We start from the raw sequence: 10,047 nt of genomic DNA, 5'->3' as shown, positions 1-10,047 counted from the left end.
TGGCGGTGAGGGAGGGATTCGAACCCTCGATACGTTGCCGTATACACACTTTCCAGGCGTGCTCCTTCAGCCACTCGGACACCTCACCAAATTTTCACTGCTTGAAGTGGCTTTCGGAGCACGCTGCGCGTGCATCTTGCCGACTTCGTCGGTGGGCAGCCACTCGGACACCGCACCCAATTTTGGTCTGTGCTTTAACGTGTTCAGCCAACACGAATTCGCTGCGCCGTTGCGCTGGAACGGGGCGTAATGTAAGGGATAGGCGCGAGGCGGTCAATGCAATTTTTTATCTTTTGCCACTGTTTGCTCAATAAGCGAACCAAGTGACTAAAAATATGCCATTTCCTATCCCTTTCCATCAATTTTCAACCGCTTCGTGCAAATGTTCTCCTCGAATCGCCTCTTCCAGCGAGCCGTAGAACTCCAGCTCTCCCGCCACCGGACGCACCTTGGCCCGCGCCAGGGTCTTGAGAGGCTGGAATTGCAATTCAGCCACCTTGAGACGGACCCCCGCCTTGGCCATGCGTTTTGCGAACTGCTGGAAGGCGGTGAGACCGCCAGCATCCAGGATGGAGACCGCCTCCATTTGCAGGATCAACTCCTTGTGGTCCTTCACCTGGGCAAGCAATTCGTCAAAGACCCGCTCGGCGGCGGCAAAGAACAACGGTCCGTTGATCTTGTAGACAAGGGTCGAGGGGAACACCTCGCTGGCATAGCGTTTGTGATCCGCCAGGTTGTGCAGCCTGGTCATCTTGGCGATTTCACGCATGAACAGCAGTGACGCCAGGATCACCCCGAAGGTGATGGCGATGACCATGTCGAAGATGACGGTCAGCGACAGGCAGACCAGCAGCACCAGTACATCGGATTTGGGCGCCCGGCGCACCAGATCCACCACCTTGTGGGCCTCGCTCATGTTCCAGGCCACCAGCAGCAACAGGGCGGCCATGGCAGAGAGCGGCAACCAGGAGAGCCAGGGAGCCAGCACCAGGATGGCGGCCAGCACCACCAACGCATGGACAATACCGGAAATGGGCGAGGTGGCACCGGCCCGCACGTTGGCGGCGGAGCGCGCGATGGCGGCCGTCGCCGTGATGCCACCGAAGAAGGGGGCCAGGATGTTGCCAAGGCCCTGCCCCACCAGCTCGCCGTTGGAGCTGTGCTTGCGACCCGTCATGCCATCGAGCACCACGGCGCAGAGCAGGGATTCGATGGCCCCCAGCATTGCCATGGAGAAGGCGGCGGGCAGCAGCCGCTCGATGGCGGCGAGGTTCCACTCAACCGGCGCCCCGTCCGGCCCCGGCAGCGCCCAGGGCATCACCAGGGTCGGGGCGATGGGGGGAATGCCCATGCCCTGGGTTCCATCGGCCAGGGTATAGCTGAACTTGCTGCCAATGGTGGCGACGTCCACCCCGAACTGGTGCAGACCAAACCCGAGTCCCACCCCCACCAGCACGGCGGGCAGATGGCCGGGTACCGGCAGGCGCAATCTCGGCCAGAGCAGCAGCACCGCCAGCGTCGCCACCCCGACGAGGGTGTCCCCCCACTGCCAGCTTGGCAGGGCATGGGCCAGCGCCTGTACCTTGCCCAGATAGGTTTCCGGCATCTCCAGGACCTGCAGGCCGAAGAAATCCTTGATCTGCAGGGTGGCGATGACGATGGCGATACCACCGGTGAACCCCAGGGTCACCGAGGGGGGAATGTACTCGATGAGGCGCCCGAGACGCGCCATGCCCATGGCTACCAGGAAACAGCCCGAGATGAGGGTGGCCATCAAGAGGCCGCCCACGCCGAATTGCTGGGCCACCGGGTAGAGGATCACCACGAAGGCGGCAGTGGGGCCCGAAATGGAGAAGCGGGATCCCCCGGTCACGGCGATGACGATGCCGGCGATGATGGCGGTATAGAGCCCGTGCTGGGGCGGCACCCCACTGGCGATGGCCAGTGCCATGGCAAGGGGAATGGCGATGATGCCGACCGTGATGCCGGCGATGAGGTCGCGGCCAAAGCGGGCCACGCTGTAGGGTTCGTCAATGCAGGATTGGCGCAATGCGATGGCCAGCTTCACGCCTTGTAAGGAAGCTTGATTGTGCATGTCTAGGGTAATACCAGAAGAGGGAGACAAAGGCCGGGGTGAACCGGCACCCGATCATCATCAAGGGCCGGCAGAGCTGTCGACACGGCGATGGTATCGAAGGCAACCATACCCGACCCGGCCAGATAATTCGATGGGCAGGATCAAGAAATGGCCATGAGCGCGCAATATTGTCGGTGACACCCCGAATATCAACGCCGTTTCCCGCCACGGCAGGTTTCCCCGGGCACGGTACTCTGCGGATGAACGACACCACGCCTCCTCCTGGCAGTATGCGGGAATCAGGATACCAAGCAGGCACAACCCGACCGGAGGCGCGATCTCAAGCTCCTGATTGTGCTGAAAATAGTCCGCGTTGCCCAAGTTTTGGGCAAACGGGCCAAAAAGCCATTTTTTACGCCGACAGGCGGGTTGACACCCAGGAGATGGGCCATTAATATCCGCCCCGTCTCGACGAGACAGGCTATTCCTCCTTAGTTCAGTCGGTAGAACGGCGGACTGTTAATCCGTATGTCACTGGTTCAAGTCCAGTAGGAGGAGCCAATTCCCTCGTAGTTCAGTCGGTAGAACGGCGGACTGTTAATCCGTATGTCACAGGTTCAAGTCCTGTCGAGGGAGCCACATTTTAAAGCCCAGCCTTTTGGCTGGGCTTTTTCATATCTGCTCTTCCGGGCCTGTCCACGGCCCCCTGCCCGATGGCGCGCCAAACCGCCACCTGCTTGCTTTCCTGATTCCCCATGGCCTTCGATGACGACCCTTACTCGTCCCTAGGCGCGTCACCAGGGTGTCACAGAGATCCCAAAGACTATGATTGATTCAAAAAGGACCATTTGGATCTATCCAGTCAAGGAGCCATCATGTCACACCCTGCTTCACTGGCCAGTCGCCTGCATGCCCTGGCACTCAACGACACCCTGTTCCCCGATCTCCATCATCTCGAGAAGGCACAACGGACCCGGGCCATCTACCGGATTTTCCACACTGTCGCCAGCACGGCTGCACTCGGGCAAGAGGATATCGTTGACGACCTGGCCCCCCTCCTCACCCTGATGGAGTCTCCCTGCCTGACCCGGCAAGGGGGGCTCTGCCCCTTGCTGGCCAGTCATTACAATCTCTATCTCGGCACGCTGCTGGAGCTGGGGGATCGGCACCATCCGGAGATCATCGGTCAGATTGAAGAGGCTCTGGCCTTGCGCACTCACGGGCTCTATCTGGTCACCGAGCTCGGTTGTGGCAACAATGCCATGAGCATGGCAACCGAAGTCCGCTACGACTGTGCCACTGACGGTTTTATCCTCCATACGCCCCATCGGCATGCCGCCAAGTTCATGCCCTACATCGCCCTGGAAGGGCAACCCAAGAGCAGCGTGGTGATGGCCAGATTGTGGGTCGGCGAGCAAGACTGCGGCATTCATCCCTTTCTGGTGCCCTGCCGGGACGCCCGTGGCGCACTGTGTCAGGGGGTCAGCGTCTCCAGCCCGGACGTGCTCGACCTCCCCTACTTCGACGTGGTGGATCACGCCATCATCACCTTCGAGCAGGTGACGCTCCCCCGCTGGGCATGGCTCAGGGGTCATGAGCACGACATCAGTGCAGGGGGCGTTTTTCACTCTCGTCTTGCCAGCCAACGCGACATTTTCTTCAGCTCCCTGCGCCGTGTTGAGTGGGGAAAACTGGTGCTGACCGCCTCCCTGATCCCCGGCTTGAAACTGAGCCTCGCACTGGCCATTCACTACGCGCAGCAACGACCGCTGCACGCCCACAACGGGCGGGTCATACCGCTGGCGCACCATGCCCTGCACCGCCGGATACTGACTCGTGCCTATGTCACGGGGCTGGCCGCCATGGCGCTGTATGAAGGGATAAAGCAACGACATTTGCCGGATGGACGGCACTCCTCCCGCTTTCAGACCGACGCAGGCCTGGTCAAGGCCGTCGCCGTCGAACTGATGCGAACCTCCCTGCAACATTGCATGCAGCGGTGTGGTGCCCAGGGAAAATTCCTGCGAAATCGCATCGTTCCTACCCTGCAATTGTGCGATCTGGTCGGCACCGCCGAGGGAGACAGCATGCCCGTCCTGATGAAGGTGGCGAAGGATATTCTGGCCTGGCCTGATGAATTCCTGGATGACGGCACTCCCCTGAGCCAACTGCTGCTGCGGATGCGCCGACAGATGAATCAGCAACTGGCCGACGCGACGGACAAACTGGCCGCATGGCACGACCTCGGCTGTGAAGCAGCCCGCCTCGGCTGGCTTGCTGGCAACCTGGAAGCCTTGCGTCACCTGGGGAGCAGGGACGACATCCGCACGGCCTGCCGCGAGCAGCTCATGCTCGATTATGCTCCCCAGCTCCTGCACCACGGACTGTGCAGCCCCGCCGAGATTGCCGCCCTGCCCGCACGGCAGGAAGCCACGCTGGATCATGTCTGGGAACATCACGCCGCCAGCGTGCCGGACGAGTTTGACGTTCGTGACCTCATGGCCGCGACGCCGCTGGGCAGCCCGGACCTGGCTTCGGCCTGGTTTGCCCTGGCCCCGTCCCTGCATGATCCCCAACCAGAAGGTTGAACGTTGGGGCCAGCAGGCCGCCCCTCCACTCCCGGTGCCTGAATCCCCCCAAGCCCGGCCATCGGTCGGGTTCTTTCCTATCCCCCTGCCCCACCTCGGGGCAAGGGTGCTCGCCTTCCGCCCCCGCATCCCGATGCGCCCGTCCCTTGCCCTCATGGCCTGTTGCCACAAGATGGCGCAGGCTTACCCTCTATGGGGTACCACTCTGGTGCGCCCTGCCTTGCCCCGTGATGACATAAAAGTCATCCATCTGATTTTTCAATGAAAAATTACTGACACTGGCCTCGATAGCGACTCAATTGGCTGGCACAGCCCTTGCACTTTGTGATGTACGCAGGGACGTCACAAGGAGTTGCCTATGCTGCCCATCAAGCCCCCCGGACCCGGTTGTTACGACGAGATGCTGCTCACCGACAACCAGTTTCGCGATCATTACCACGCCTACCTCTCGTGGCTGCACCAGACCGACGAGAAGAGCATAGAGCGCAAGCGTGAAGAGGCCGACCTGCTGTTTCGCCGGGTCGGCATCACCTTCAACGTCTACGGGGATGGGGACGGCGCCGAGCGCCTCATCCCGTTCGACAGCATTCCCCGCATCATTCCCGCCCGGGAGTGGCAACATCTGGACAAGGGGATCCGCCAGCGCGTCACCGCCCTCAATGCCTTTCTGCACGACATCTATCACGATCAGCGCATCCTGAAGGCGGGGGTGATCCCGGCCGCCCAGATCCTCACCAATGCCCAGTACCAGCCCTGCATGCAGGGGGTCGACCTGCACCGGGACACCTATGTCCACATCACCGGGGTCGACATCATCCGCAACCACGACGGTGAGTACTATGTGCTGGAGGACAACCTGCGCACCCCCTCCGGGGTCTCCTACATGCTGGAGAACCGCAAGATGATGATGCGCCTCTTCCCGGAGCTGTTTCACAACCAGCCCATCGCCCCGGTGGAGCGCTACCCGGCCCTGTTGCTGCAGACCCTGCGCGAGAGCAGCCCGGTGGACAACCCCTGCGTGGTGGTGATGACACCAGGACGCTTCAACAGCGCCTACTTCGAGCACAGCTTCCTCGCCCAGCAGATGGGGGTGGAGCTGGTGGAGAGCGCGGATCTGGTGGTCAAGGATGGTCAGGTGCTGATGCGCACCACCACGGGGCTGAAACGGGTGGATGTCATCTATCGCCGCATCGACGACGACTTCCTCGATCCCCTCGCCTTCAACCCGGACTCCCTCATCGGCGTGCCCGGGCTGCTCTCGGTCTACCGCGCCGGCGGCGTGGTGCTGGCCAATGCCATCGGCACCGGGGTGGCGGATGACAAGTCCATCTATCCCTATGTGCCGGAGATGATCCGCTTCTATCTGGGGGAAGATCCCATTCTCAACAACGTGCCCACCTGGCAGTGCCGCGAGCCGGCTGCCCTCTCCCACGTGCTGGCCAATCTGGAGGAGCTGGTGGTCAAGGAGGTCCATGGCGCCGGCGGCTACGGCATGCTTATCGGCCCCTGCGCCAGTCGCGAGGAGCTGGCCCGTTTTCGCGAGCTGCTCAAGGCGCGGCCGGACAACTACATCGCCCAGCCGACCCTCTCCCTCTCCACCTGCCCGACCTTCGTCGACGCCGGCATCGCCCCCCGCCACATCGACCTTCGCCCCTTCGTCCTCACGGGGCAGGAGCTGCGCCTGGTGCCGGGCGGCCTGACCCGGGTCGCCCTCACCGAAGGCTCCCTGGTGGTCAACTCCTCCCAGGGTGGTGGCACCAAGGACACCTGGGTCATGGAGGGCAGCCCATGCTGAGCCGCACCGCAAGCGAACTTTACTGGATGTCCCGCCACCTGGAGCGGGCGGAGAACACGGCGCGCATGCTGGACGTCACCCAGACCATGTCGCTGATGCCCTCCATCGACGCCGATCACAGCGAGCTGGTGGCGCCCCTCACCATCAGCGGCACCCATGAGCCCTTCCTGGCCCGCTACGGCCAGGTGAACATGGAGAACCTGCTGCAATTTTTCTGCTTCGACGAGGAGAACCCGAGCAGCATCTTCAGTTGTCTGCGCATGGCCAGGGACAACGCCCACGCCGTGCGGGGCAAGATCCCCGGTGAGGTGTGGGAGAGCATCAACGCCGCCTGGATAGAGATCCGCCGGCGCCGCCAGGCGGGGCTCTCCAGCGGCCAGGCCCAGGAGTTCTTCGACTGGATCAAGGAGCGCTCCCACCAGTTTCGCGGCGCCACCTATGGCACCATCATGCGCGGTGACGTGCTCTGGTTCCTGCGCCTTGGTACCTTCATCGAGCGGGCCGACAACACGGCGCGCATCCTGACCGTGAAGTATCAGGTGATCCGGGAGGACGAGGACAGCGTGCGCGAGTTCTACCGCTGGAACGCCCTGTTGCGGTCAGTGGGTGCTTACGAGGCCCACCAGACCCTCTACAAGACGCTCTCCCATGCCTCCATCGCCGAGCTGCTGATCCTGCGCAATGAAGTGCCGCGCTCCCTGCGGGCCTGCCTCGACGAGATGGAGCTGATCCTGGCCCAGATCGAGGGCAACGCCGGTCAGACGCCCCGGCGCCTGACCACCATACTCAACGCCCATCTGACCTATGGCGCCATCGACGATGTCTTTGCCCTCGGCATGCAGGAGTACCTGAGTGATTTCCTCAGCGACATCGGCGCCATCGGCCAGAGCATCCACGCCGCCTACCTGGAGGTATTATGAGACTCATCATCGATCACCAGACCCGCTACCACTATGCCGACGTGGTGCGCCGTAGTACCCAGTACCTGCGCCTGACCCCCCACAGCACGGCCCGCCAGCAGATCCTCTCCTGGGAGCTGGAGCTGCCGGGGGAGGCCACCTGCACCACGGACGGTTACGGCAACATACTGCACGTGCTGAGCCTGGAGTCCCCCCACGAGGGGATCCTGATCCGCGCCCACGGGGAGGTGGAGATCTGCGACGACGCCCCGGAAGATGAGGAGTCCTCCCTCATCTCTCCCCTGAGCTACCTGAGGCCCACCCCCCTCACCCGCCCGACCCCGGCCCTGCAGGATCTCGCGAAGGCCTGCCTGCCAGAGGAGCCGACCCTGGCCGACTTGCAGAGCCTGATGGCACGCATCCTGGTGCTGATGCCCTATCAACCTGGCAGCACGGATGCCACCTTCAGCGCCGACGAGGCACTTGCTTCGGGCAGCGGCGTCTGTCAGGACCACACCCATGTCTTCCTGACCTGCTGCCGCCACGCCGGCCTGCCGGCCCGGTACGTGAGCGGTTACCTCTACAGCCAGGACAACAGCCACGTGGCGATGCACGCCTGGGCCGAGGTGTGGATCGAGGAGCGCTGGCACACGTTCGACGTCACCAACCTCACCAGCTCCACCAGTGAGCACCTCAAGCTCGCGGTCGGCATGGATTATCTGGATGCCTGTCCGGTGCGCGGCGTGCGCTATGGCGGCGGGTGCGAACAGTTGCAGAGCCAGGCGCAGGTGACCCGCCTGGATGGACAGCAGCAATGAAGACCGGGAGAGTCCTGGCGGGAGTGCGGTCATGACCTATTGCGTCGCCATGTGCCTGCAAGACGGCATGGTGTTTGCGTCCGATTCGCGCACCAATGCGGGGGTGGATCACATCGCCACCTTCCGCAAATTGCACCTCTTCACCCGGGAGGACAGGGTGATAGTGCTGCAAAGCGCCGGCAATCTGGCCACCACCCAGAGCGTCATCAGCCTGCTGACGGAGGGGCAGGAACTGCTTGCCCTCCCCAGCCTCTACGAGGCTGCCGCCCTCATCGGCCAGACCATACGCACCGTCATCAACCGGGATGGGGGTCAGCAGCAGGGCCATATCAACTTCGGCTGCAACATCCTGCTGGGGGGGCAGATCCGGGGGGAGCGCCACCGCCTGTTCCACATCTATCCGGAGGGCAACTTCATCGAGGCGAGCGCCGACACCCCCTACTTCCAGATTGGTGAGAGCAAGTACGGCAAACCCATCATCGATCGCATCATTCACCATGAGACGCCGCTTCAGACCGCCCTGCAGTGCGCCCTCATCTCCATCGACTCGACCCTGCGCAGCAATCTGTCGGTGGGCTTGCCTCTGGATGCCCTGGTCTATCACGAGGGCAGCTTCTCGGCGACGCACCAGCACCGCATCACCGAACAGAATCCCCATTTCGTGGCGCTGCGAAAGGCCTGGGGCGAGGGGTTGCAGCAGTTGTTCCAGGGCCTTCCCACCTTCCCCCTCTAGGCCGGGCGGGAGGCGCCAAGGCGCTTTCCCGCTCCTTTCTTTCCGGATATTCTGGCTGCCTTCCTTTTCGATGGAGTTTCCCATGCGCCGCTTCAACGTCATGCTCAACGGCAGCCGGTTGATGATGTTCCCCTTCTATGTCTGCATCCTTATCTGTGTCGCCCTCCTGATGGTGAAGTTCGCCATGCAGCTCTATGTGCTGTGCCGCGACATCATCGACATCCACTATCTGGATCTCATCACGGGGGTACTCACCCTGGTGGACTTCGTGCTGGTGGCCCAGATGCTGATCCTCGTGGCCATCTGCGGCTACGTGCAGTTCATCAAGACCCCGGAGCAGCGAGCGGCCCTCGGCGACAACTGGCTCAGCAAGATCAACTTCGCGTCCCTCAAGCTCATCGTCATCAACTCCCTGGTGACCATCGCCGGCATCGAGGTGCTCAAAGCCTTCCTCGACGACGGCACCGGCAACGAAATCGAGATGAAGTGGTCGGTCATCGTCTTCCTCGCCTTCTCCACCGCGGCACTTATCTATGCGGTGACCGAGCGACTGGCGGAGCACAAATAGGGCCCGGCGCCATTCAGGGTCTATTCATCAAGAGCCGAATTGATAACTCTTTTCATTACCCTTACTGCATTGTAAACTTGCTCGCCCCGGGCTGAACCGCCCGGGAGCTGGAGCACCCATGACGAGTCTTTCCCTCTCACCACGACAATGCTGGCAGTGGCTGGCCTATCACCATCAGGCGGCCGAGGGTGCCCTTTATCTGATGTTTTTCTCCGGTCTGCTGCTGTGGGAACCCCTGACGCCGACCTGGTCCCTGGCGCGCTGGAACCTGTTTTTGCACGTCGCCCTCTCGCTCACCCTGTTTCCCCTGCTGTTTGGCGCCTTCTGGCTCTCCCATCGCAGCCTGCTGCGCAAGAGCCGCAAGCCTTTTTTGCGCACCACGGGGCGCATCATCGAAGCCTTGCTGCTGGTCTGTCTGGCAAGCGGCCTGCTGCTGGTGCTGCACGGCACCCCGGGGGATAGCCTCGGCAACCTTGCCAGCTGGGCCCACTGGCTGAGCGCCCTCGCGTTGACGCCCCTGGTGCTGCGCCACGCCTGGCGCTGGACCATCTTGAAATGGCGCACCTGAT

General features: G+C 62.4%; 8 protein-coding genes and 3 tRNA genes. 9 read left to right on the top strand and 2 right to left on the bottom strand.

The features are described 5' to 3' along the window. A tRNA-Ser gene (locus AB5Y47_RS05375) sits at nt 1-88 on the bottom strand. A 270-nt stretch (nt 89-358) separates the two neighbouring features. Continuing rightward, the gene (dauA, locus tag AB5Y47_RS05370) at nt 359-2,095 is read right to left on the bottom strand and encodes a C4-dicarboxylic acid transporter DauA (protein ID WP_128344552.1); all 1,737 of its coding nucleotides are present in this window, start codon (nt 2,093-2,095) and stop codon (nt 359-361) included. 467 nt (nt 2,096-2,562) lie between these two features. Between dauA and AB5Y47_RS05365 the strand changes: the two genes are divergently transcribed. The 9 genes from AB5Y47_RS05365 (at nt 2,563) to AB5Y47_RS05325 (ending at nt 10,046) form a co-directional block, all read left to right on the top strand. Continuing rightward, a tRNA-Asn gene (locus tag AB5Y47_RS05365) sits at nt 2,563-2,638 on the top strand. Between the two features lie 2 nt (nt 2,639-2,640). Then, nucleotides 2,641-2,716 (top strand) — tRNA-Asn (locus tag AB5Y47_RS05360). Nucleotides 2,717-2,952: 236 nt separating this feature from the next. After that, entirely contained in the window at nt 2,953-4,665 is a 1,713-nt protein-coding gene (locus tag AB5Y47_RS05355; protein ID WP_324029687.1) for a hypothetical protein, read from the top strand. A 358-nt stretch (nt 4,666-5,023) separates the two neighbouring features. Next, nucleotides 5,024-6,460 (top strand): circularly permuted type 2 ATP-grasp protein, encoded by a 1,437-nt coding sequence (locus AB5Y47_RS05350; RefSeq protein ID WP_010674397.1) that lies wholly within the window; start codon nt 5,024-5,026, stop codon nt 6,458-6,460. Continuing rightward, nucleotides 6,454-7,380, top strand: a complete 927-nt coding sequence (locus AB5Y47_RS05345) for an alpha-E domain-containing protein (RefSeq protein WP_010674396.1) — start codon at nt 6,454-6,456, stop codon at nt 7,378-7,380. Before AB5Y47_RS05350 ends, AB5Y47_RS05345 begins: the two co-directional genes overlap by 7 nt. Further along, on the top strand, nt 7,377-8,177 hold the full coding sequence (locus AB5Y47_RS05340) for a transglutaminase family protein (protein ID WP_010674395.1): 801 nt from the start codon (nt 7,377-7,379) through the stop codon (nt 8,175-8,177). Before AB5Y47_RS05345 ends, AB5Y47_RS05340 begins: the two co-directional genes overlap by 4 nt. Before the next feature lie 31 nt (nt 8,178-8,208). Next, on the top strand, nt 8,209-8,910 hold the full coding sequence (locus AB5Y47_RS05335; protein ID WP_252593444.1) for a peptidase: 702 nt from the start codon (nt 8,209-8,211) through the stop codon (nt 8,908-8,910). 82 nt (nt 8,911-8,992) lie between these two features. Next, nucleotides 8,993-9,478: a YqhA family protein gene (locus AB5Y47_RS05330; protein ID WP_010674393.1), complete on the top strand. Its 486-nt coding sequence runs from the start codon at nt 8,993-8,995 to the stop codon at nt 9,476-9,478. 118 nt (nt 9,479-9,596) lie between these two features. Beyond that, the gene (locus AB5Y47_RS05325) at nt 9,597-10,046 is read left to right on the top strand and encodes a hypothetical protein (protein ID WP_103243306.1); all 450 of its coding nucleotides are present in this window, start codon (nt 9,597-9,599) and stop codon (nt 10,044-10,046) included. Nucleotide 10,047: the final 1 nt, after the last annotated feature.

It is taken from the genome of Aeromonas sp. R7-2 (genome assembly GCF_040908105.1).
Lineage (GTDB): Bacteria > Pseudomonadota > Gammaproteobacteria > Enterobacterales > Aeromonadaceae > Aeromonas > Aeromonas caviae.
The sequence above is the reverse complement of the archived record's forward strand: the minus strand, read 5'-3'. Positions and strand labels throughout refer to the sequence as shown.

Coding starts and splice junctions, on each gene's coding strand:
- AB5Y47_RS05330 (WP_010674393.1), top strand. CDS start 8,993: ATGCGCCGCTTCAACGTCATGCTCAACGGCAGCCGGTTGATGATGTTC.
- AB5Y47_RS05350 (WP_010674397.1), top strand. CDS start 5,024: ATGCTGCCCATCAAGCCCCCCGGACCCGGTTGTTACGACGAGATGCTG.
- AB5Y47_RS05340 (WP_010674395.1), top strand. CDS start 7,377: ATGAGACTCATCATCGATCACCAGACCCGCTACCACTATGCCGACGTG.
- dauA (WP_128344552.1), bottom strand. CDS start 2,095: ATGCACAATCAAGCTTCCTTACAAGGCGTGAAGCTGGCCATCGCATTG.
- AB5Y47_RS05335 (WP_252593444.1), top strand. CDS start 8,209: ATGACCTATTGCGTCGCCATGTGCCTGCAAGACGGCATGGTGTTTGCG.
- AB5Y47_RS05325 (WP_103243306.1), top strand. CDS start 9,597: ATGACGAGTCTTTCCCTCTCACCACGACAATGCTGGCAGTGGCTGGCC.
- AB5Y47_RS05345 (WP_010674396.1), top strand. CDS start 6,454: ATGCTGAGCCGCACCGCAAGCGAACTTTACTGGATGTCCCGCCACCTG.
- AB5Y47_RS05355 (WP_324029687.1), top strand. CDS start 2,953: ATGTCACACCCTGCTTCACTGGCCAGTCGCCTGCATGCCCTGGCACTC.